Here is a 20,748-nt window from a genome sequence, read left to right as displayed (position 1 = left end):
GCACAACCGGATGGTCGATTGCGATTTCCGGCCCGCGGTTGCGAACCTGTAGCTCCGACCGCACAGGAGAGTAGACCATGAATGAGCGACCCGTCCGGCAAAACGACGGCGACGACTTCGAATTCACCGACGAGGTCCGCACCCACAAGAAGAAGGTGGACGAGCAGATCCCGATCTCCCAAGGTACGCCCGAAGGACCAGGGGCCGCGACCCAGCCGAAAGTCCGAGGCTTCCGGCCAATTGATCCGAACGAGTGAACCGACCTGAACGGCGCGCCGATCGGTAACACCCGCCCGGCAATCTCGATGGACAGTCACACATGGACACGAGGGTTGTCAGGAAAGGCCAGGACGGTATGGGCGCCGCATTCGGCATCACCTACTTCATCGGCATGCTCGTCTCGGCCGGAGTCGGCCGTTCCCGCGCCAACATCAGCCAGCGCGGCAGGTTGTCGCTGGTCACGATCCTGATGAGCCTGCCGTGGTTCTTGACGCAGATGGCCTCGATGTTCGTGTGGCCGGTGGTCCTCGGTGTCTGGCTCGCCCGCGGCCGGCCCAAGTCTCCGTGGCGGGCGATGAACACGGGCGACGGCACCCTCATCATCCGCCGGAGCAACATCTGAAACCGCCAAGAGCAGCCCCAATAGGAATTCCACTCGAGCCAGAAATCGCTCGACCGGAGCGCCACAGGGCCTGACCTGCAGAATTCTGGTGCACCTCGAAGGCAAGCGTCCGAACTCATCAAGCGAACCAATCGTGCGCGATGCCGAGCAATCTTTCCGCGCGGTTCGAGTGACTTGATCCCCATCACGAGCGTCGGGCTATTTGCTTCTCAGAGGCTCCGGCGCAATCGACAGTCGCCACACAAACAAGCGTGTTATCAGCCTGCGTGCGGCGCCGACCGGTCGATGATCAGATTGGTGGCCTGGGCCGACTCCCCCGTTCGTCGCAAAATCCGAACCCGGCATGCGCATGCCGAATCCCGCCGAACCAAAGGAGACGCTCACGAGTGTGGCTCGCGGAAACGCCAACACTCCCCGAGGAGCGACATGTCCAACAGCATCCAAAGAGCCCTTGCCCTGGCTCTCGCGCTCGGCGCCGTCGTCACCGCCGCCCCCACCGCAAGCGCGGCGAAGCTGAAGGTGGAACTGGAAGTCACCAACAAGGCCAAGTACACGGCGTCGATCTGCGGCCTCGACTGGTTGGGCGGCTACTGCACCTACAGCGTCAAACCGGGCAAGACCGCCGGCTTCACCGTCGAGCCGCGCAGCGCGGACGACCGCATCGAGATCCGCGTGGTGGTCGACAAGGGCGGCTCCGAGTACTTCCACACCTCCACGGGCAAGGCCAAGGCTTGCTTCGAAACCCGAGGCACGGCGAAGGCTCCCACCGTCACCCAGGTCGACTGCGCCTGACCACGACCGCGACCGGAGCGGGCACGCTCCGGTCACCTCGTTTGACACCGCAATTTCGCACTGCGACCATTCGAGACGCTCCGCGACCAACCCGCCGCCGCACCAGGAGGGTTGTGTTGATGTACCGCGAAGCCGAGGCAGCAGAGATCCCCCCGTGCATCCCGGCAGACCCGGAGACCCTGATCCCGGCGTCCCTCTGGGCCTCCTGGGAAGTAAGACAAGCAGTGCTGCACTCGTCCCCCGGCACGGTGATCGCCATCGCCAGAAGGGCGAGAGGTCTCCGCCAGGACCAGCTGGGCGAGCAGGCGGGCTTCTCCCAGTCGGCGATCTCCAGACTCGAGTCCGGCGGCAACCTCGCCTACGACATGAGAGTTCTCAGGATCTTCCAGCGCCTCCTCAGCATCCCGGCTCACCTCCTGGGCCTGACCGAGGAGGACACCGGTCTGAAACCGACCAGACCGCAACCCGGCATCACCGTACTGGACGGCGCTTTGGACGGCCACGCGCTCCTGATCGCCTGTGCCCCAGCGGCTTTCCACGCGGGCCGCGGGCGGCACCGGGCTCCGATCGACGACGAGGTCATCGGGCAGCTCCTGGTGCTGAGGCGGGTCATCAACGACGCGGACAGCTGGTGCGCCTCCTCGTCCCTGCTGCCCAGCGTGAGGCAGCTCTACGAGTTCGTCGACCGGCTGCGACCGCTCGCCCGTGACCACCGCCGGGCTCAGATCCTCGACGTGGCAGCGCTTTTCGCCGAGTTCTCCGGCTGGTTGCACCTGCAGCAGGGCGACCTCGGCGGCGCGAGCTGGTGGACCGAGCGGGCCATGCAGCAGGCGTTGGCCGCCGAAGATCCGAACCTCGTCGCCTACTGCTACCGGCGGCTGAGCATGATCGCCGAGTTCGAGGACGACGACGACCGCGTGATCGGCTTGGCCAGGGCCGCCACGAGAGAGCCGGACACCACTCCTCAGATCAAAGCCATGGCCCTGCAACAACAAGCTCAAGGGCACGCCAGGACAGGCGACGAACTGGCGGCGCTGAAGGCACTCGACGAAGCTCAGCGGCTCGTCGAGGGGGTTCAGCCCGAACGCACGCCGGAGTACCGGCTGGGCAACTGGTTTCGCACCCGGCACGTCGAGTTGCAGAGAGCGGCGGTGTGCGTGGATCTCGGGCGCACCGCGGAAGCCCAGTCCTACTACCAAAAACTGCTCAGCAACGGCCGGCCCACGTGCCGCTGGCTCCTGGGCGTGCACCTCGCCAAGCTCGCTTACGCCCACGCCACCACGGGCGAGTTCGAGCAGGCCGGCATCGCCGGGTCCGAGGCGCTCGCGCTGGCCTCGAGCAGTGGCTCGGTGCTGATCACCCGCGAGCTACGCAGGCTCAAGCCGTGGTCGCGCGTGCCCTCGGTGGCCGGCATTTTTCACGCGCTAGGAAACTAGATCATATGCGGAATGCGGGTTGAACATTCCGCACCCGCAACACAGATCATCACTTCCATTCCACTCAAACGCGCCCGCACACTTCTATCCGTCTCAGATGGACAAACTCCGCCGCCCATCGTGAACGTCCTGGGTAGGAGGCTGGAGAAGTGCTGCACGCACGCGTTCAACCGGTCACGCGCAAGTTCGGAGTCACCCTCGAACATCCGCGCTCGCTCATCTACTTCGCATCGCGCCTAATCATCTTCACGCTGGCCGGCGCGTCTCCCGTGCTCGCCATCGCCGCACACGCCTTCGGCTTCCTCAGGATGGCGGACTCGGCACCGTTCATAGTGGTCCCGGCCGTGCTCGCCGCCACCGTCCTGATCATCGCCAGGGTCCCGGAGACACCCGGAGTGGTCCGCGGAATCCTCGGCGGCCTGCTCGGAGTGGCGGCTTACGACGCGGTCCGGATTCCTTTCGTCATCGCGGGCATTTGGCCGGACTTCATCCCGCAGATGGGCGCGTGGATCTACGGAGGCGAAGGCGAGAATCTGCTGCTCGGTTACTTCTGGCGATGGCTGGGAGACGGTGGCGGAATGGGTCTCGTGTTCGGTCTTGCCTGCGGTCTCACGAACTGGCGCAAACGGCTGGTGCTCACCGGAGTCGGCTACGGAATTTTCATCTGGTCCGGACTCATCGGCACCATCGCGCTCTCCGCGTACGGCACGACCGTGCTGTTCCCGATCACACCGCTCAACTTCGTGGCGTCACTCGTCGGCCACCTCGTCTACGGCTCGGTGCTCGGCTGGACCTACGCCCGTCTGCTGCGGAAGTCCGAGCGGTGACAACGACTCTCCGTCTCCCGAAGGTCGCGAAGCTGTCCGTGCCGCCCATGACGGCGGCACGGATCGGGCTCGCGATCGTCCTGGGAGCCAACGCAACGGCCGTCACCTCCCTCTACATCGCCGCGGGGCCGTCCACGAACGCCGTGCTGAGCCTGGGACGACTGACCGGGCTCTACGGCGCCCCGCTGATGGCCTTCCAGCTCGTACTGATCGCGCGGATCCCGTGGCTGGACCGCAGACTCGGCATGGACCGCCTCACGTCCCTGCACCGCTGGAACGGCTTCACGGTCCTGTGGCTGCTCGTCGCCCACACAGCGTTGATCACCGTCGGCGTCGCGGACCGCATGGGCCCGTGGACTCTCACGTTCGGCGTCACGGGCGTCCTGCGGGCCGTCGTCGCACTGGCTCTGATCACGGCGGTGGGCATCGCCTCGGCACGATGGGCGCGACGCAAACTCGCTTACGAGACATGGCATTTCCTGCACCTGTACCTGTACGTGGCGATCGTTCTCGCGTTCAGCCACCAGATCGCGGTGGGCCAGTCGTTCACCGCCTCGGGAGCCCGCCTCTACTGGTGGACGCTCTGGGGTACCGCACTGGCCGCGGTCGCGATCGGCAGGCTCCTGATCCCGTTGTGGCGCAACGGGAAACACCAGCTTCGGGTCGAGGCGGTGGTTCCCGAATCCGAGGACGTCGTCTCGGTCTACGTCACCGGCAGGAAGCTCGACGAGCTGCCGGCGAGAGCGGGCCAGTTCTTCCTCTGGCGGTTCCTGGCACCGGGTAGGTGGTGGCAGGCCAACCCGTTCTCGCTCTCCGCGGCCCCCAACGGCTTCTTCCTGAGACTCACCGCGAAAGCCCTCGGCGACGGCAGCGCGGCCCTGAAACACCTCAAGCCGGGCACCAGGGTGTTCGCGGAAGGCCCGTACGGCGCGTTCACCGCTCTGCAGCAACAACTTCCGAACGTGCTGCTGATCGCGGGCGGGGTCGGCGTGACACCGATCAGAGCGCTCCTGGAAGAACTCAGAGGCGACATCGTCGTCCTCTACCGGGTCAACCGGCTCGAGGACGCCGTGCTGATCAACGAACTGCTCGACGTGGCCTACCGGCGGGGCGCCGAGGTGCGGCTGCTGTGCGGCCCGCCCGACGCGGTCAACGCGAACGGCCCGCTGCTCGGCCCGCGCAACCTCGACGCGCTGGTCCCGGACGCCCGTGACAGGGACGTCTTCCTGTGCGGCCCACCACCGATGGTGCGTGCGGTCCTGCGAACGCTGCGAGACCTCGAAGTGCCGCAGCACCAGGTGCACACCGAACGGTTCAGCCTCGCCACCTGAGGAGCGAAGAGATGCATCGCGCGATCCCCGCAATGCTGTTGTCCGCCAGTGGACTCATCGCGGTCTGGCAGTTCGAGCCGGCGACGTCGGTCGCGCCGTCGGGCCAGGCGGTCGCGGGCGAGGCGGTGCCGACCAAGCGCGGCACCGTGCAGGTGGAGGTCGTGTTCGCCGGGGATCGGATCGCCGACGTGCGGGTTCTGCGGGCGCCGGACAGCGCACCGACCCGCATGGCGTTGCCGATCCTGCGGGAGGAGGCCTTGCTGGTGCAGAGCGCGGACATCGACACCGTGTCCGGCGCGACGATCACCAGCGAGGCCTACTCCCGTTCACTGCAATACGCGATCGACCATCGTTAGGTGTTCTGGGGGAAGCCCAGATTCACGCCACCGTGCGACGGGTCGAGCCACCGCGACGTGATCACCTTCGAGCGGGTGAAGAAGTGCACGCCGTGCGGCCCGTACGCGTGCGCGTCGCCGAACAGCGACTCCTTCCAGCCACCGAACGAGTAGTAGGCCACCGGCACGGGGATCGGCACGTTCACGCCGACCATGCCGACCTCGATCTCGTTCTGGAACCGGCGGGCGGCACCGCCGTCGTTGGTGAAGATCGCGGTGCCGTTGCCGTACCGGTTGGTGTTCACCATCTCGACGGCCTCGTCGTAGGACTCGGCCCGCACCACGGACAGCACCGGCCCGAAGATCTCGTCGGTGTAGATCGTCATGTCCGTGCCGACGTGGTCGAACAGCGTGGGGCCGAGCCAGAAGCCGTCAGCGTCACCGTCGATCGGGTGATCACGCCCATCCACCACCAACGACGCGCCCGCCTCGACCCCGGCGTCCAAATAGGACGTGACCTTGTCGCGGTGCACGCCGGTGACCAGTGGCCCCATCTCGCACGACGGCCCGGACCCGACCTTCACGTCCGCGATCCGCGACTTGATCTTCTCGACCAGCGAGTCGCCGACGGAACCCACCGCGACGACGACCGAGATCGCCATGCACCGCTCGCCGGCCGAGCCGAACCCGGCGGACACCGCGGCGTCCGCGGCCAGGTCCAGGTCGGCGTCCGGCAGCACGACCATGTGGTTCTTGGCGCCGCCGAGAGCCTGCACGCGCTTGCCGTGCGAGGTCCCGGTCTCGTAGACGTACTTCGCGATGGGCGTGGAGCCGACGAACGAGATCGCCTTCACGGTCGGATGCTCGAGCAGCCGATCCACGGCCACCTTGTCGCCGTGCACGACGTTCAGCACGCCGTCCGGCAGCCCGGCCTCCGCGAACATCTCCGCGAGGAAGATCGACGCGGACGGGTCCTTCTCCGACGGCTTGAGCACCACCGCGTTGCCGCAGGCGATCGCCGTCGGCACGAACCACAGCGGCACCATCGCCGGGAAGTTGAACGGCGAGATCACGCCGACCACGCCGACCGGCTGCTGGATCGAGTAGACGTCCACGCGCGTCGAGGCGTTCTCGCTGAAGCCGCCCTTGAGCAGCTGCGGGATCCCGCACGCGTACTCGACCGACTCGAGGGCCCGCTGGATCTCGCCGCCCGCGTCCGACACGACCTTGCCGTGCTCGGCGGAGACGATCTCCGCCAGCTCGCCCTTGCGGTCGTTGAGCAGCTCGCGGAACTTGAACATCACCGTCGAACGCTGGGCCAGCGACGCGTTCCGCCAGGACGCAAACGCTTCCGCGGCCGAGGCGACCGCAGCGTCCACTTCGGACACCGACGCGAACGCGACCTGATCGGCCACCTTGCCGGTCGACGGATCGTAGACGTCACCAACCCGTTCGGGCGCGTCTTCCCAGTGCTTGCCGTTGATCCAGTGCTTGATCACGCCTTCTCCACCGCCTGCGCCAAGATGCCCAACGCCTCTTCGAGCTCGTCCTCGGTCAGCGTCATCGGAGGCGCCAACCGGATCACGTTGCCGTACAGCCCGCCCTTGCCGACGAGCAGGCCAAGAGCCTTCGACTCGGCGAGCACCGTGGAAGCGGCACCGGGGTTCGGCTCGCCCTCCGGCCCGACGAACTCGACGCCGACCATCAACCCCTTGCCGCGCACGTCCCCGATCACGGGGTGCTTGTCCGCCAGTTCGCGCAAGCCCCCGAGCAGGCGCGACCCGAGCTTGGCCGCGTTGGCCTGCAGGTCGTGGTCGAGCAGGTAGTTCACCGTGGCCAGCGCGCCCGCCGTGGAGACCGGGTTGCCGCCGAACGTGGAGATCGAGTTGGCGTTGATCGTGTCCATCAGGTCGCCGCGCGCCACCACGCCGCCGATCGCGAGGCCGTTGCCGAGGCCCTTGGCGAACGTCATCGCGTCCGGCACCACGTCGTGCGCCTGGATGCCCCAGAAGTGCTCCCCGGTGCGGCCCCAGCCGGTCTGCACCTCGTCGGAGATGAAGAGGATCCCGTACTCGTCCAGGACGTCCTTGAACGCGCGGAAGAGACCGTCGGGCGGGGAGGTGAAGCCGCCGACGCCCTGGATCGGCTCGGCGATCATGCACGCGACGTCGCCGGCCGTCGTGGTCTCGATGATCTCGCGCAGGTCGTCGACGCAGGCCTTGATGTAGTCGGCGTCCGAGAAAGCCTTGAACGGCGACCGGTAGCGGTAGCCGCCGTGCACCCAGCTGACCTTGATCGGCGACAGGGCCGAAGCCGACCAGCCGCGGTTGCCCGTGATGGCGATCGTGGCGAACGCACGGCCGTGGTAGCTGTTGCGCAGGGCCAGGACCTGCTCGCTGCGGCGCGCCGTGGTGGCGAGCATCAGCGCGGTCTCGTTGGCCTCGGTGCCGGAGTTGGTGAAGAAGACCTTGGCGTCCGGGATGCCGCTGAGCTCGGCGACCTTCTCGGCGAGCTCGACCTGGTTCTTGATCAGGTACAGCGTCGAGCTGTGCAGGACGCCCGTGTCGAGCTGCGAACGGATGGCGTCGCTGATCTCGGCGACGTCGTAGCCGATGGCGTTGGTCAGGATGCCCGCGAAGAAGTCCAGGTAGGTCGTGCCCTCGCGGTCGGTCACCCGCCGCCCGCCGGCGCTCGCGATCTCGATGGGCTCGTCGTAGTAGAGGGCCAGCCACTTCGGCATGACCGCGCGGTGTCGTGCCAGCAGCTCCTTGTGGGCCATCACGTCCTCCAGAGGGGTCTCCACCTGCCTTCGGAGTCTGCTGGGGAGGCGGGTTCGCCGCCATGCACAACCTGTACCCGGATCGGCTGGTTGGCATTACGTTGTGTCCATGTACCCGACCGTCGCCGAAGTCGTCGCTCTCCCGGTGATCCGGCAGGGTAAGCCGCGTTTGGTGGCCGGGTCGGCTGGACTCGCCCGTCGCGTCCGCTGGGTGCATGTGGCGGAGATCGCAGACATCGCGCCGCTGCTGCGAGGCGGTGAGCTGGTGCTCACGACGGGCGTGATGCTGCCCGAGTCCGGCCTCGCCCGGTACGTCGAGGAGCTGGCCGCGGTCGGCTGTGCCGGGCTGGTCGTCGAACTGGGACGGCGGTGGCGCGACGACGTGCCGGCCGCGCTGGTCACCGAGGCCGAACGGCACGGTTTACCGCTGGTCACGCTGTCCGAGGAGACGAAGTACGTGGCCGTCACCGAGGCGGTCGTGGGACTGATCGTGGACGCCCAGCTCGCCGAACTGCGGGCCGCGGAGCAGGTGCACGAGACGTTCACCGCGCTGACCGTCGCCGGTGCCGAGCCCGCCGAGGTGCTGCGGGAGGTGGCGCGGACGTCCGGGCTGCCGGTCGTTCTGGAGACCCTGGGTCACGACGTGCTGGCATACGACGCCGCCGGCCACGATCCGGTGATGCTGCTGGACGACTGGGCGGCGCGCTCGCGGGCGGTCACGGTGACCGAGCGGACCGCCTACCACCCGCCGTCCGGCTGGTTGATCACGATCGTCGGGGCTCGCGGCGCGGACTGGGGCCGCCTGGTGCTGGTGTCACCGGAGCCGCCGCCACACCGGCACGTGGTCGTCGCCGAGCGCGCTGCGTCCGCGTTGGCCGTGCACCGGCTCGTGGCGCGCGACCGGGAGTCGCTGGAACGGCAGACGCACCGGACGCTGCTGGCCCAGCTGCTCGGCCAGTCACCGCAGTCGCCCGATCTGGGCGCGCGGGCGGCGGCACTGGGGGTGCCGCTGGAACGCCGTCAGCTGATCGGGGTCGCGATCCGTGCGGTGTCCGTGCTGCACGGGCAAACGCTTGCCACGCAGGAGGTTCTGCGTGATCTCGCCGAGGCGACGGCACTGGCGGCGCGGCGGGTGACGGTCGCGGCACTGGTCGGCGTCGTGGACGACACGTCGGTGCGTGCGCTGCTGTCGGTGCCGATGACCGTTGGTGTGGAAGGGGTCCTGCGCAAGGTCGCGCGCGAGGTCCACCGCACGGCGGCGTCGACCGTGGTGATCGCCGTGGGCACGACCGTGACGTCCACAACGGACGTTCGCCGCTCACTGGGCGAGGCCGCGCACGTGGCCGGAGCGGCGTTGCGGGCGCCGGGAACCCAGCTGTACCACCGGTTGGACGACGTGCGGCTGCGCGGGCTGCTGCACCTGCTGCGCGAGGACGAGCGGGTGCGGGCGTTCGCGGACCGCGAGCTGGGGCCGTTGCTGGCACGCGACAACGCGCAGGGTTCACGGCTGGTGGAGCTGCTGCGGTGCCTCTGCGAGAACGGTGGCAACAAGTCGGCGGCGGCTACGGCCGCGCATCTCTCTCGTACGGCCTACTACCAGCAGTTGGCGCGCATCGAACAGGTGCTGGGCGTCTCGCTGGAGGACCCGGAGTCCGTGCTCTCGCTGTACGTAGCGCTGTTAGTGCACGAAATGGGCCCGTGAGATCCACGGGCCCATTTTCAGCGTGTCACTCAGCCGTTGATCGTCGGCAGCGTGCCCGACAGAACGTTCGGGTTCGGCACGACGCCGTTAGTCGGCAGGTCGGACAGGCTCGGGGCCTTCAGGTCACCGACGTGCGCGTTGCCCGTCAGGGCCTCGGCGTTCGGCAGGCCCGGCAGGGTGCCGAGCTCGGGCGCGATCGAGTTCGGCTCGGTGCGCTCCTGCGCGGCCGCCACCTCGGGCGCCTCGGGAGTCTGCACGTCGCCGCTCACCGGCGTCTTGACCTGGCCGAGCTTCAGCGCGCCGACCGACTCGAGCGGGTTGGCGTGCTGGGTGGCGTCGGTGACGATCTTGCCCGCGCCGATGTCGGGCACGCCCGCGGGGAGCTGCGGAGCCTCGACAGCGTTGGCCGAGCCCGCGAGCAGCGGGGCGGCGCCGGCGGCGAGCAGAGCGGCGGCACGAAGCAGTCCGGAACGAGACACAGTTTTCCTCAATCTGGTTTGGGGACCGATCTTCGTTTTCATCGGCTGTTTTGGTTCGCCGGTTAATCCGCTCGATCGGGTGTTGAGGACTTGAACCTCACGTGGCGGGAGGTCCTACGGTCGTCTCGTGACCCGTTGGAGCATCGGTGACCTGGCCAAAGCGAGCGGACTGACCGTCCGGACGCTGTACCACTACGACGAGATCGGACTCGTGAGCGCTTCTGAGCGCACGGCGTCCGGTCACCGTCGGTACACCCCGGACGACGTTCGGCGCCTCTATCAGGTGAGATCGCTGCGCCAGCTCGGTCTGTCGCTGGAGGAGGTCCGATCGGCACTGTCCCGATCGGACTCGCTGCGGCCGATCTTCCAGGCCCAGCTCGCGGCGCTGACCGCGCAGGCCCAGCAGGTGGAGGCACTGCGGTCGCGCCTCACCGCGCTGCTCGACGGGCACACGACCGAGTCCCTTCTGTCCACTTTGGAGATGATGTCCGTGTACGAGAGCTACTTCACCGCCGATCAGCTCACCGACATGCGTTCCCGCGCAGCGTCGATGGGCCCGGAAGCCGTGGAAGCGCTGAAGGCCTCCTGGCTGGAGCTGGTGCGGCAGCTGCGTCAGCACATGGCCGACGGCACCCCGGCCACCGACCCGCGCGTCGTCGAGCTGTCGCGGCAGTGGGACGCGCTCGGGGCCAAGTTCACCGGTGGCGACGCCGGGATCCAGGCCGCGGCGCAGCGGTCGTGGGAGGAGAACAAGCCCGCGATCAGCTCGCAGATCGGCTGGCCCGCGGACGACGGCCTGGTCGACTACATCGGTCAGGCGCGCGCAGCTCAGTGATGTTGCCGAATTGGCAAATTCCGGGGTGAGGCGAGCTCGGGGTCGGTAGAAGTGAGTCATGTCCGCTGATGACGACACCCGCCGACTGCAAGCCGCTAACCCGACCGGGTGGCTCGAAGATCTCTACGCGGAGGCCGACGCCGGCACGGCCTCCGTCCCGTGGGATCAGCCCCATCCGCAACAACACCTCGTCGAGTGGGCCTACGAGGCACCCGACGGCCTGGGCCGCAGTGCGCTGGTCGTGGGCTGTGGCTACGGCCGCGACTCGGAGTTCCTCGCGTCTCTCGGCTACGACGTGACGGCGTTCGACGTCTCCCCCACCGCCATCGCGGCGGTGCGGGCGCGCTACCCGAAGTCGAAGGTGAACTACGTCGTCGCCGACCTGCTGAACCCGCCTGCCGAGTGGCACCGCGCGTTCGACCTGGTGGTGGAGAACATGACGGTGCAGGCGCTGCCCGTGTCACTGCACGCGGAGGCCACCGAGCGCGTGGCTTCCCTGGTGGGTTCGACATTGCTCGTGCTGGCCGTCGCGCGGGACGAGGGCCCTGAGCCGGACGGCCCGCCGTGGCCGCTGACGCGGTCGGAGATCCTGGCGTTCGAGACCGACGGTCTCTCCGCTCGCCGGGTCTTCTGCGACGAGTACCGCTGGCTCGCGGAGTTCGGACGCTAACTGGCCATGAACTGGCCACTTATGACGGACTTGTGCCGCATAGCGTGAATCATGCTCGTTCGTCGGCTGATCGCCCGTTTGCTCGACTGGCTCGTGGTGCTGGTCGTGGCGTGGCCGTTGGTCCACGAACCCGTGCTGGTGGTGCTCAGCGCGGTCGCCTACGACGCTCTGCTGCTGCGCTGGAACACCCTCGGCAAAGCCCTCACCGGGCTGCGGGTGGTGGGCCCCGCGTCCGGCCTCAGCCTCAGACGGGGGCTGGCTCGCACGCTCGTCACGACCGCGCTGCCCGGCGCGGGCGCGCTGCTCGTGCTGACCGGTCTGAGCTGGCGGGAGCCGGCGCTGATGGCGGGCCTGGGCTGGCAGCAGCCGTGGGTCGTCATCGGCGAGCACCTGGCCGTGGGGTCGGCGGGGTGGCTCGCCTCGCTGCTGCTGGTGGGCGGGCTGGTGCTGCTCGTGCTGTCCGCCGTGGAGTCCCTGGACCTGCGCGGCACCCGCACGTGGCACGACCGGAAAGCGGGCACGGCCGTCGTGCGGTTCAAAGTGGCAAACTCCCGCGGGTGAGCAACGAGGTCGGGGAGAACCACGGAAACGTGGTGCAGGCTCATCACGTTGGCGCGATCCACCTCACGTCGCCTGAGCCGGCACCGACCGCGCTCGACGGCCTGCGTGCCGCCGGCGAGTCGTTCACCGGCCGCGACGAGGAGCTCGCCGAACTCTCCGGTACCACCGGGCTGTCCGTCGTGTCGGGTCTGGCGGGCGTCGGCAAGACCGAGCTGGTGCTGCGCCACGCCGAGAGCGGGGACTTCCCCGGCGGCAAGCTGTTCGTCGACCTCCAGGACTACGACGACGAACGCCGCGTGTCGCCCGCACAGGCGTTGGAGGAGTTCCTGTCCGCGCTGGGCGTGCGGGACGTCCCGCCGACCGAGACGGCACGGGCGGCGTTGTTCCGCACGATCACCGCTTCTCGCGAACCGATGCTCGTCGTGATCGACAACGTGCGGTCCGCGCGGACCGTGCGGCCGTTGCTGCCCAAGGGCCAGCGCACGATCGTGACCAGCAGGCACCTGCTGACGGGCCTCGACGACGCGCATCACCTCGAGCTCGGTCTGCTCCCCGCCGCCGAGGCCGCGGAGATCGTCGGAGACGCCGAGCTGGCCGAGCTCTGCGGACGGTTGCCGCTGGCGTTGCGGATCATGGCCGCGCTGAGGCGTTCCGACCCCGGTCACGACTGGGCGGCCGAGCTGCGGGAGGTGCAGCTGGACCTGCTCGACGACGGCGACGAACGGTCGGTGCGCGCCGCGTTCGAGCTGTCCTACCGGGCGCTCACCGAGGAGCAGCGCCGGTTGTTCCGGCTCGCCGTGCTCATCCCGGGCAGCGTGGTCACCGCCGAGGCCGCGTCGGTCGTCACCGGATGCACCGAGGCGCGTGCGCGCAGGCTCGTGCGGGATCTGCGGGCCGCGCACCTGTTCGAACCCGGTGACCGCTTCCACGACCTGGTGCGGGAGTTCGCTGGTGAGTGCGTGCGCGGACACGAGGAGAAGGAAATCCGCGATCAGGCGTTCTCGCGGCTCTTCCACCACTTCGCGGACCGCGCCGAGCAGATGGACGCCGCGCTGGACACCCCGAAGCAGTCCGAGGCGCTGCACTGGTTCGACCGCCACCGGCCGATGTTCGTGATACTGGCGCTCTCCGCACTGATGATGAGACACCTGGAGGAGGGCGGCCGGCTCGCCTGGGCCGTGCACCGCTATCTCGAAGCACGCGGTCACTGGGACGACCTGACGCTGACGGACACGCTCGCCGTCGACGCCGCGCGGAACCTCCGCGACTCCTGGCTGACCGCGATCGCCCAGGTCCGGCTGGGCCACACCCTGCTGCTCACCGGTGAGGACGAGCAGGCGCTCGTCAAACTGCACGACGCCTGGAAAGTCGTGCACGACTGCAACGAGCCGACGGTGATCCGGCACGCGCTCGAAGGCCTGATCACCGCCTATGAGCGCAACGAAAGGCTCGAAGACGCGCGGCTGGCCAGGGCGGACTTCGACCGGATCTTCAGACCCGGTTCCCGATGAACTTCACCGCTTCCGGTAGCACGCGACGCCAGTAGCCGCCGTCGTGCGCGCCGTGGTCGAACGAACCGGCCGCGGCCACTTTGTCCGCAAGCTCGCGCGCCGAGTCGTGGAACGGATCTTCCTGTCCGCACCAGATGCCGACCGGTGACTTGATGGTGTCCATGTGCCGCAACGGTTCGTGCCGCTCCCACACCTCTCGCGACGCGAACCCGTCGATCCGCTCGGCATCCTCCCAACTCGGGAACAGCGCGGGGCTGATCGCCGCGATCGCCTTGAGCGGGCGTTGGGAAGCGAGGTCCAGCACGCCGAACCCGCCCATCGACACCCCGAGCGCCGCGTCGAACGGCACCGGCGGCGTGAGGTTCACCCAGTAGTCGTCGCCGCCGTTGACCACCGCGCACCGGAACTTCGCGCCGTTGAGGAACTGGGGCAGCCCGAGGTCCTGCCACCACCTGACGCTGCCGCCGCGTCCGTGCAGCACGAGCACGGTCGGGCCCTCAGAGCCCATCCAGGCGCCCCAGGGCGTCGGCTGAACGGGTACAGGTGGCACGTCGGGCACCACGCCGTCCGGGCCGGTCCAGCCGAGCAGACGACGGCCGCGTGGCGTTGTCGCACCGAACACCCCGGCCGCCCCCACCAGGCCCGCGCCACCGAGCAGCACGGCGCGCCGTGAGATCCCCATGCTGTCCAGTGGAACACAATGTGCGCCGATCATGACAAGCGTGGACACTCTGACACTGCCACACCCGCGGCGGCGCACCCAGGATTCCGGGATGGAAACCGACCACGTTCGCCGTGTTTCAGCAGCGTAACAGGGGGTTGAACGATGGCAGTCGAGTCCTCACCGCCCCAGGTCACACCTGACGGCCGCGTCGAACTGAGCGACACAGGTCCCATCGAGGACAGCAGATTCTTCAACCCCGAGCTCGCGCCGGTGCCGATCGAGCAGCGGACGTGGACCACCTACAACTTCTTCGCGCTGTGGATGGGCATGGCGCACAACATCCCCAGCTACACGCTCGCGGCGTCGTTGATCGCGCTGGGCATGGACTGGGTGCAGGCCTTCCTCACGATCACCCTGGGCAACCTGATCGTGCTGGTCCCCATGCTGCTCAACAGCCACGCGGGCACGAAGTACGGCATCCCGTTCCCCGTGTTCGCCCGTGCGTTCTACGGCATCCGCGGCGCCAACCTCGTCGCGCTGCTGCGCGCGTTCATCGCCTGTGCCTGGTTCGGCATCCAGACGTGGGTCGGCGGCAAGGCGCTGCACGTGATCATCGGGCGGCTCGTCGGCGAAGGGTGGAGCAAAGCCTCCGAAGTGGGCGGTCAGCCGTGGACGTTGTGGCTGTGCTTCTTCGGGTTCTGGGTCGTGCAGATGCTGGTCATCTGGCGCGGCATGGACGCGATCCGGCGCTTCGAGAACTGGACGGCGCCGCTGGTCAGCATCGGGTTCCTGATCCTGCTGGGCTACGTGCTGGTGAAGGCGGGCGGGTTCGGTCCGATCCTGCACTCCGGCAGCAAGCTCGGCTGGGGCCCGGACTTCTGGAAGGTCTTCTTCCCCTCGCTGATGGGCATGATCGCGTTCTGGTCGACGCTGTCGCTCAACATGCCCGACTTCACGCGGTTCGGCGGGTCGCAGCGCAAACAGGTCACCGGACAGATCCTCGGCCTGCCGACCACGATGTCGTTCATCGCGATCGTCGCGATCCTGACGACGTCGGGCGCGCAGGCGTTGTACGGCGAGGCGATCTGGGACCCGGCGGATCTGGCGTCGAGGTTCGACAACACGTTCCTGGTGCTGATCGCGCTGATGTCGCTGGTGCTGGCGACGATCTCGGCGAACCTCGCGGCGAACGTCGTGAGCCCCTCGTACGACTTCTCGAACGCGTTCCCCAAGCGCATCACGTTCGCGCTGGGCGGCCTGATCACCGGTGTGGTCGGCGTCCTGATCCAGCCGTGGCGGCTGATCTCCGACCCGAGCATCTACATCTTCGCGTGGCTCGGGTTCTACGGCGGTCTGCTGGCGTCCGTGGCCGGTGTGTTCGTCGCCGGGTACTGGGTGATCAAGAAGACGCGGCTGGAGCTGCCGGACCTCTACCTGGACGGCAGGGGCGCGTACTGGTTCAACGGCGGCTGGAACTGGCGTGCCGTGCTGGCGACGCTCGTGGGCTCCGTGCTCGCGGTCGGTGGCGCCTACGGCGGACCGTTCCCGGCGAACGGCCTGATTCCGTTCCTCAAGCCGCTTTACGACTACAACTGGGTGATCGGTTTTGTGGCCGGTTTCCTGGTTTTCTTCGCTCTCAAGGACAACACCGCAAAGGAGACGACCAGGTGAGCAACATCATCCGGGCGGCGCTCGTCCAGCAGAAGTGGACGGGCGACAAGGAGTCGATGATCGCCAACGCGGTCGAGCACATCCGCACCGCCGCATCCCAGGGCGCGCAGGTGTTGTGTCTCCAGGAGCTCTTCTACGGGCCGTACTTCTGCCAGGTGCAGGACGCGGACTTCTACTCCTACACCGAGTCGATCCCCGACGGCCCCACGACGGAGCTGATGAAGGAGGTCGCCGCGCAGAACAACATCGTGCTGATCGTGCCGATGTACGAGGTGGAACAGCCCGGCGTCTACTACAACACCGCCGCCGTGATCGACGCGGACGGCACGTACCTCGGCAAGTACCGCAAGAACCACATCCCGCAGGTCAAGGGCTTCTGGGAGAAGTTCTACTTCAAGCCGGGCAACCTCGGTTACCCCGTGTTCGACACCGCGGTCGGCCGGATCGGCGTCTACATCTGCTACGAGCGCCACTTCCCCGAGGGCTGGCGCGCGCTGGGCCTGGCCGGCGCCAAGATCGTGTTCAACCCGTCGGCGACCTCGCGTTCGCTGTCCGAGTACCTGTGGAAGCTGGAGCAGCCCGCGGCGGCCGTCGCGAACGAGTACTTCGTCGGCGCGATCAACCGCGTGGGTGTGGAACCGTTGGGTGACAACGAGTTCTACGGTCAGACGTACTTCGTGTCGCCGCGCGGCCAGCTCGTCGGCGACGCCGCGTCCGACACCGAGGAAGAGCTCGTGGTGCGCGACCTCGACCTGGACCTGCTGACCGAGGTCCGCGACACCTGGGCGTTCTACCGCGACCGCCGTCCCGACACCTACGAGGGCCTGGTGACGCCGTGAGCGTGTTGATTCGCAACGGCCTGGTCATCAACGCGACCGGCTCGCACGCGGCCGACGTGCTCATCGACGGCGAGCACATCGCGGCCTTGGTCACGCCGGGTTTTGAGGTTCAGGCGGACGAGACCATCGACGCGGCCGGAAAGTACGTGATTCCGGGCGGCATTGACGTGCACACGCACATGGAGATGCCCTTCGGCGGCACCCAGTCCGCCGACACGTTCGAGACCGGCACGACCGCGGCGGCGTGGGGTGGCACGACCACGATCGTCGACTTCGCGGTGCAGCCCAAGGGTTCCTCGCTGCTGTCCACTCTGGACAAGTGGCACAGCAAGGCCGATGGCAACTGCGCGATCGACTACGGCTTCCACATGATCGTCTCGGACGTCAACGACCAGTCGTTGAAGGAGATGGAGTCGTGCATCGCGGCCGGTGTGAACAGCTTCAAGATGTTCATGGCGTATCCCGGTGTCTTCTACGCCACGGACGGCGAGATCCTGCGCGCGATGCAGAAGGCGCGCGAGACCGGTGCCACGATCATGATGCACGCCGAGAACGGCATCGCGATCGACCAGCTCGTCGCGCAGGCGTTGGCTTCCGGCTTGGGCGACCCGGTTCAGCACGGCCTGACCCGGCCGCCGGAACTGGAGGGCGAGGCCACCTCGCGCGCCATCCAGCTGGCTCGCGTCACCGGTTCTCCCTTGTACATCGTGCACTTGTCGGCCTCGCAAGCGCTCGACGCTGTGACCGCTGCTCGTGACACGGGCCAGAACGTGTTCGCCGAGACGTGCCCGCAGTACCTGTATCTTTCTTTGGAAGACCTGGCGCGGCCGGGCTTCGAGGGCGCGAAGTACGTCGCGTCGCCTCCGTTGCGCCCCAAGGAACACCAGTCGTCGCTGTGGCGCGGACTCCGCACCAACGACCTGTCCGTCGTGAGCACCGACCACTGCCCGTTCTGCTTCAAGGACCAGAAGCAGCTGGGCGTCGGTGACTTCTCCAAGATCCCCAACGGCATGCCGGGCGTCGAGCACCGCGTCGACCTGCTGCACCAGGGAGTCGTGAAGGGCGAGATCACCCGCGAACGCTGGATCGAGATCGTCGCCACGACCCCCGCGCGCATGTTCGGCATGTACCCGCGCAAGGGAGTGATCGCACCGGGCGCCGACGCGGACGTGGTGATCTACGACCCGTCGGCCACGCAGACGATCTCCGCCGAGACCCACCACATGGCCGTGGACTACTCGGCCTACGAGGGCTTCGACCTCACCGGCCGGGTGGACACCGTGTTCTCCCGCGGCCGCAAGGTGATCGCCGACGGCGCCTACCACGGCTCGACGGGCCACGGCCGTTTCGTGTCCCGCGACCTCAACCAGTACCTCGTGTAGAGAAAGGCGTTTCCGTGGACTTCGGCATCGTGCTGCAGACCGACCCGCCAGCGCGGGACGTGGTGGAAGGCCTCCGCGCCGCCGAGGACTGCGGCTTCCGCTACGGCTGGACCTTCGACTCGTGCGTGCTGTGGCAGGAGCCGTTCGTCATCTACTCCCAGATCCTCGCCGCCACCCGCGATCTCGTCGTAGGCCCCATGGTCACCAACCCGTCCACCCGCGACTGGTCGGTGACGGCATCGCTTTTCGCGACGCTGAACGACATGTTCGGCAACCGCACGGTCTGCGGCATCGGCCGGGGCGACTCGGCCCGCCGCGTGATCGGCCAGAAACCGGCCTCCCTGGCCACTCTGGGTGAGGCGATGCACGTGATCAAGGAACTGGCCGAGGGGCGTTCCGTCGAGCACCACGGCACAGCGGTGCAGATCCCCTGGGTGCGCAACGGAAAGCTCGAAATCTGGATGGCCGCCTACGGTCCGCGCGCGTTGAAGATGGTCGGTGAGCAGGCCGACGGCTTCATCCTGCAGACCGCGGACCCGGACATCGCCCGGTGGACGATCGGCTCGGTCCGGGAAGCGGCCGTCGCGGCCGGGCGTGATCCCTCGTCCATCACGATGTGCGTGGCAGCACCCGCCTACGTCGGAACCGATCTCTCCCATCAGCGGGATCAGTTGCGGTGGTTCGGCGGCATGGTGGGCAACCACGTGGCCGACCTCGTTGCCCGCTATGGAGATTCCGGTGTCGTGCCCAAGGCCCTGACCGACTACATCAAGGACCGCGAGGGCTACGACTACTCCCACCACGGCAAGGCGGGCAACCGGTCGACCGACTTCGTGCCGGACCCGATCGTCGACCGCTTCTGCCTGGTGGGCCCGGAATCCGCGCACATCGAGCGGTTGCAGGAGCTCAAGGAGATCGGCGTCGACAACTTCGCGTTGTACTTGATGCACGACGAGAAGGACAAGACGCGCGACGCCTACGGCGCCTCGATCATCTCAGCGGTGTAGCACCCTCCGAAAATTGTCAGACCCGCCCAGTAGCGTCCTCGGCATGAGCGAACTCCTGTCGGTGGTGCACTGCGAGGGCTGGGATCCGGCCGAGCGCAAGATCGTGGGCCTGCTCCCGGTGGCGGTCGCGCAGCAGCGTGACCGCGCCGGCGAGCAGTACGCGTTCTGCTTGCTGGAACCCGAATCCAGACGCGTGGTCAGGGTCGGCGAGATCTGCTGGTCCGCCGGTTTCGCACGACTGTGGCACCTGGACTCGCTGGGCAGACGCACCCGCATGTCCGAATACCGCGTGCTGGACGGTTCACTCTTTCGTTTGCGAACTCGCGAGTGGACGTACACATCGCCTTCGCAGCCGGAGTTCGCCGAGGACGCCGCCTTCGTCGAGAACCGCTACTCGCCAGACGGCACGTCGACCCAGATCGTTGAGCCGCAAGGCAAACGCGGCGGTTCGATGCACACCCAGCCGACGGTGGACCCCGCCTCGTTGTTCACCGCCGTGCCGAGCTTCCCCGACTGGGCGTCGTTCGCCGAGGTGCCCTCCGTCCCACTGGTAGCGGAGGATCCAGCTCAGCAGTCCGCCGAACCACCGTGGCGCCCCGCCGTGCCGCTGGGCGCCGACGGCATCGAGCGCGCGTTCACGCCCGGTTCGCGCTGGAGGGTGGTGGACCGGCCGATCGTGACCGAGGTCGTCGAAGCCGGCACCGTGCACCTGCCGAGCGGCCGCCTGATCGCCGCCGATCCGGGGTTGATCCACGACGGCCTCAAACCGTTCGAGACCACGATCGCCCCCGGCGACTACCGCGTCGAACTCGGCCTCCTGCGCTTCGAGGACGACCCGTCCCACGTCCGCGTCACCGCCGCCAAGCTGATCGTGTCCGACTTACCCGTCGCGACCTGGGAGCCGGCGCTGGAGCCAGGCGAAGATCCGCGCCTGCTCCCCGAGGGCCACTTCTACGGCTTCGGCGTCGACACCGGCACCGGCAGCTTCTTCGACGCCGCCGCCCTCGCCGCCTTCGAGCAGATCCTCGACGACGACAACGACGACGACGACGAAGGCCTCCTCGACAACGTGTGGGGCGCCAGAACGGCAGTGGTGCCCGACCCGTCGTCGAGCGCCACCCTCGTCGCCTACGCCTCGGGCTGGGGCGACGGCTCCTACCCGACCTGGATCGGCCGCACGGCAACCGGCGAGGTCGCGTGCTTCGTCTCGGACATGCTGATCCTGCGCCACTGCACGCCCGTGGCAGAGGAGGTGATGAGCTGACCTGACTGCTCCGTCCGGGGCATCCCGGCGGTGCTCTCGCC

Annotated in this window: 21 protein-coding genes; 17 read left to right on the top strand and 4 right to left on the bottom strand. The window is 67.9% G+C overall.

What is annotated here, in order from left to right; all coding sequences use genetic code 11:
- Positions 1-77: 77 nt before the first annotated feature.
- From ABZ345_RS07650 to ABZ345_RS07620, 7 genes are all read left to right on the top strand, one after another.
- Positions 78-257 carry a hypothetical protein gene (locus ABZ345_RS07650; RefSeq protein WP_359844039.1) on the top strand — a complete coding sequence of 60 codons (180 nt, stop codon included), beginning with the start codon at positions 78-80 and terminating at the stop codon, positions 255-257.
- A gap of 62 nt (positions 258-319) precedes the next feature.
- Positions 320-622 (top strand): hypothetical protein, encoded by a 303-nt coding sequence (locus ABZ345_RS07645; protein WP_359844037.1) that lies wholly within the window; start codon positions 320-322, stop codon positions 620-622.
- Between the two features lie 426 nt (positions 623-1,048).
- Positions 1,049-1,414 carry a hypothetical protein gene (locus ABZ345_RS07640; protein WP_359844035.1) on the top strand — a complete coding sequence of 122 codons (366 nt, stop codon included), beginning with the start codon at positions 1,049-1,051 and terminating at the stop codon, positions 1,412-1,414.
- A gap of 119 nt (positions 1,415-1,533) precedes the next feature.
- A complete protein-coding gene (locus ABZ345_RS07635; RefSeq protein WP_359844033.1) occupies positions 1,534-2,850 on the top strand; it encodes a helix-turn-helix transcriptional regulator in 1,317 nt (438 codons plus the stop codon).
- 149 nt (positions 2,851-2,999) lie between these two features.
- Entirely contained in the window at positions 3,000-3,677 is a 678-nt protein-coding gene (locus tag ABZ345_RS07630) for a DUF6789 family protein (RefSeq protein WP_359844031.1), read from the top strand.
- Positions 3,678-3,724: 47 nt separating this feature from the next.
- Positions 3,725-5,008, top strand: a complete 1,284-nt coding sequence (locus ABZ345_RS07625) for a ferredoxin reductase family protein (RefSeq protein ID WP_359844462.1) — start codon at positions 3,725-3,727, stop codon at positions 5,006-5,008.
- An 11-nt stretch (positions 5,009-5,019) separates the two neighbouring features.
- Positions 5,020-5,364: an FMN-binding protein gene (locus ABZ345_RS07620; RefSeq protein WP_359844029.1), complete on the top strand. Its 345-nt coding sequence runs from the start codon at positions 5,020-5,022 to the stop codon at positions 5,362-5,364.
- Here ABZ345_RS07620 and ABZ345_RS07615 read toward each other — a convergent pair.
- Both ABZ345_RS07615 and ABZ345_RS07610 read right to left on the bottom strand, forming a co-directional pair.
- Positions 5,361-6,842, bottom strand: a complete 1,482-nt coding sequence (locus ABZ345_RS07615; protein ID WP_359844028.1) for a CoA-acylating methylmalonate-semialdehyde dehydrogenase — start codon at positions 6,840-6,842, stop codon at positions 5,361-5,363. The two genes, ABZ345_RS07620 and ABZ345_RS07615, sit on opposite strands and share 4 nt — an antisense overlap.
- On the bottom strand, positions 6,839-8,122 hold the full coding sequence (locus tag ABZ345_RS07610) for an aspartate aminotransferase family protein (RefSeq protein ID WP_359844460.1): 1,284 nt from the start codon (positions 8,120-8,122) through the stop codon (positions 6,839-6,841). The genes ABZ345_RS07615 and ABZ345_RS07610 overlap by 4 nt, the downstream gene beginning before the upstream one ends.
- Positions 8,123-8,231: 109 nt before the next feature.
- Between ABZ345_RS07610 and ABZ345_RS07605 the strand changes: the two genes are divergently transcribed.
- Positions 8,232-9,824 carry a PucR family transcriptional regulator ligand-binding domain-containing protein gene (locus ABZ345_RS07605; protein WP_359844026.1) on the top strand — a complete coding sequence of 531 codons (1,593 nt, stop codon included), beginning with the start codon at positions 8,232-8,234 and terminating at the stop codon, positions 9,822-9,824.
- Positions 9,825-9,853: 29 nt separating this feature from the next.
- Here the strand turns inward: ABZ345_RS07605 and ABZ345_RS07600 are convergent, their stop codons facing one another.
- The gene (locus tag ABZ345_RS07600; RefSeq protein WP_359844024.1) at positions 9,854-10,303 is read right to left on the bottom strand and encodes a hypothetical protein; all 450 of its coding nucleotides are present in this window, start codon (positions 10,301-10,303) and stop codon (positions 9,854-9,856) included.
- Between the two features lie 127 nt (positions 10,304-10,430).
- Here ABZ345_RS07600 and ABZ345_RS07595 point away from each other — a divergent pair, with 127 nt between their 5' ends.
- From ABZ345_RS07595 to ABZ345_RS07580, 4 genes are read left to right on the top strand one after another with little or no spacing between them, the layout of a single operon-like run.
- Positions 10,431-11,138: a MerR family transcriptional regulator gene (locus tag ABZ345_RS07595; protein WP_359844022.1), complete on the top strand. Its 708-nt coding sequence runs from the start codon at positions 10,431-10,433 to the stop codon at positions 11,136-11,138.
- 58 nt (positions 11,139-11,196) lie between these two features.
- Complete coding sequence (locus tag ABZ345_RS07590; RefSeq protein ID WP_359844020.1) at positions 11,197-11,808, top strand: class I SAM-dependent methyltransferase; 612 nt, start codon at positions 11,197-11,199, stop codon at positions 11,806-11,808.
- 51 nt (positions 11,809-11,859) lie between these two features.
- Positions 11,860-12,369, top strand: coding sequence for a hypothetical protein (locus ABZ345_RS07585; protein ID WP_359844018.1), 510 nt, complete (start codon positions 11,860-11,862; stop codon positions 12,367-12,369).
- Positions 12,366-13,880, top strand: a complete 1,515-nt coding sequence (locus ABZ345_RS07580) for a hypothetical protein (RefSeq protein ID WP_359844017.1) — start codon at positions 12,366-12,368, stop codon at positions 13,878-13,880. The genes ABZ345_RS07585 and ABZ345_RS07580 overlap by 4 nt, the downstream gene beginning before the upstream one ends.
- Here ABZ345_RS07580 and ABZ345_RS07575 read toward each other — a convergent pair.
- Positions 13,861-14,562, bottom strand: a complete 702-nt coding sequence (locus tag ABZ345_RS07575; RefSeq protein WP_359844015.1) for a hypothetical protein — start codon at positions 14,560-14,562, stop codon at positions 13,861-13,863. The genes ABZ345_RS07580 and ABZ345_RS07575 overlap by 20 nt on opposite strands.
- Before the next feature lie 144 nt (positions 14,563-14,706).
- Here ABZ345_RS07575 and ABZ345_RS07570 point away from each other — a divergent pair, with 144 nt between their 5' ends.
- Genes ABZ345_RS07570 through ABZ345_RS07550 form a run of 5 tightly spaced genes read left to right on the top strand, consistent with a single transcriptional unit; the run spans position 14,707 to position 20,707 of the window.
- Positions 14,707-16,215 carry an NCS1 family nucleobase:cation symporter-1 gene (locus tag ABZ345_RS07570; protein WP_359844013.1) on the top strand — a complete coding sequence of 503 codons (1,509 nt, stop codon included), beginning with the start codon at positions 14,707-14,709 and terminating at the stop codon, positions 16,213-16,215.
- Entirely contained in the window at positions 16,212-17,054 is an 843-nt protein-coding gene (locus ABZ345_RS07565; RefSeq protein WP_359844011.1) for a nitrilase-related carbon-nitrogen hydrolase, read from the top strand. The genes ABZ345_RS07570 and ABZ345_RS07565 overlap by 4 nt, the downstream gene beginning before the upstream one ends.
- Positions 17,051-18,436 (top strand): dihydropyrimidinase, encoded by a 1,386-nt coding sequence (hydA, locus tag ABZ345_RS07560; protein ID WP_359844010.1) that lies wholly within the window; start codon positions 17,051-17,053, stop codon positions 18,434-18,436. The genes ABZ345_RS07565 and hydA overlap by 4 nt, the downstream gene beginning before the upstream one ends.
- Before the next feature lie 14 nt (positions 18,437-18,450).
- Positions 18,451-19,443, top strand: coding sequence for a TIGR03842 family LLM class F420-dependent oxidoreductase (locus ABZ345_RS07555; RefSeq protein WP_359844008.1), 993 nt, complete (start codon positions 18,451-18,453; stop codon positions 19,441-19,443).
- 43 nt (positions 19,444-19,486) lie between these two features.
- Positions 19,487-20,707, top strand: coding sequence for a DUF4241 domain-containing protein (locus ABZ345_RS07550; protein WP_359844006.1), 1,221 nt, complete (start codon positions 19,487-19,489; stop codon positions 20,705-20,707).
- Positions 20,708-20,748: the final 41 nt, after the last annotated feature.

The organism is Lentzea sp. NPDC005914, from assembly GCF_040629405.1.
In the GTDB taxonomy this organism is placed as follows: domain Bacteria; phylum Actinomycetota; class Actinomycetes; order Mycobacteriales; family Pseudonocardiaceae; genus Lentzea.
This window is presented reverse-complemented; position numbering and strand designations above follow the sequence as displayed.

What these genes read in the sequence shown, in the direction of transcription:
- ABZ345_RS07650 (WP_359844039.1), top strand. Translation starts at nt 78, where the DNA reads ATGAATGAGCGACCCGTCCGGCAAAACGACGGCGACGACTTCGAATTC.
- ABZ345_RS07645 (WP_359844037.1), top strand. Translation starts at nt 320, where the DNA reads ATGGACACGAGGGTTGTCAGGAAAGGCCAGGACGGTATGGGCGCCGCA.
- ABZ345_RS07640 (WP_359844035.1), top strand. Translation starts at nt 1,049, where the DNA reads ATGTCCAACAGCATCCAAAGAGCCCTTGCCCTGGCTCTCGCGCTCGGC.
- ABZ345_RS07635 (WP_359844033.1), top strand. Translation starts at nt 1,534, where the DNA reads ATGTACCGCGAAGCCGAGGCAGCAGAGATCCCCCCGTGCATCCCGGCA.
- ABZ345_RS07625 (WP_359844462.1), top strand. Translation starts at nt 3,725, where the DNA reads ATGACGGCGGCACGGATCGGGCTCGCGATCGTCCTGGGAGCCAACGCA.
- ABZ345_RS07620 (WP_359844029.1), top strand. Translation starts at nt 5,020, where the DNA reads ATGCATCGCGCGATCCCCGCAATGCTGTTGTCCGCCAGTGGACTCATC.
- ABZ345_RS07610 (WP_359844460.1), bottom strand. Translation starts at nt 8,122, where the DNA reads ATGGCCCACAAGGAGCTGCTGGCACGACACCGCGCGGTCATGCCGAAG.
- ABZ345_RS07605 (WP_359844026.1), top strand. Translation starts at nt 8,232, where the DNA reads ATGTACCCGACCGTCGCCGAAGTCGTCGCTCTCCCGGTGATCCGGCAG.
- ABZ345_RS07590 (WP_359844020.1), top strand. Translation starts at nt 11,197, where the DNA reads ATGTCCGCTGATGACGACACCCGCCGACTGCAAGCCGCTAACCCGACC.
- ABZ345_RS07585 (WP_359844018.1), top strand. Translation starts at nt 11,860, where the DNA reads ATGCTCGTTCGTCGGCTGATCGCCCGTTTGCTCGACTGGCTCGTGGTG.
- ABZ345_RS07575 (WP_359844015.1), bottom strand. Translation starts at nt 14,562, where the DNA reads ATGGGGATCTCACGGCGCGCCGTGCTGCTCGGTGGCGCGGGCCTGGTG.
- ABZ345_RS07570 (WP_359844013.1), top strand. Translation starts at nt 14,707, where the DNA reads ATGGCAGTCGAGTCCTCACCGCCCCAGGTCACACCTGACGGCCGCGTC.
- ABZ345_RS07550 (WP_359844006.1), top strand. Translation starts at nt 19,487, where the DNA reads ATGAGCGAACTCCTGTCGGTGGTGCACTGCGAGGGCTGGGATCCGGCC.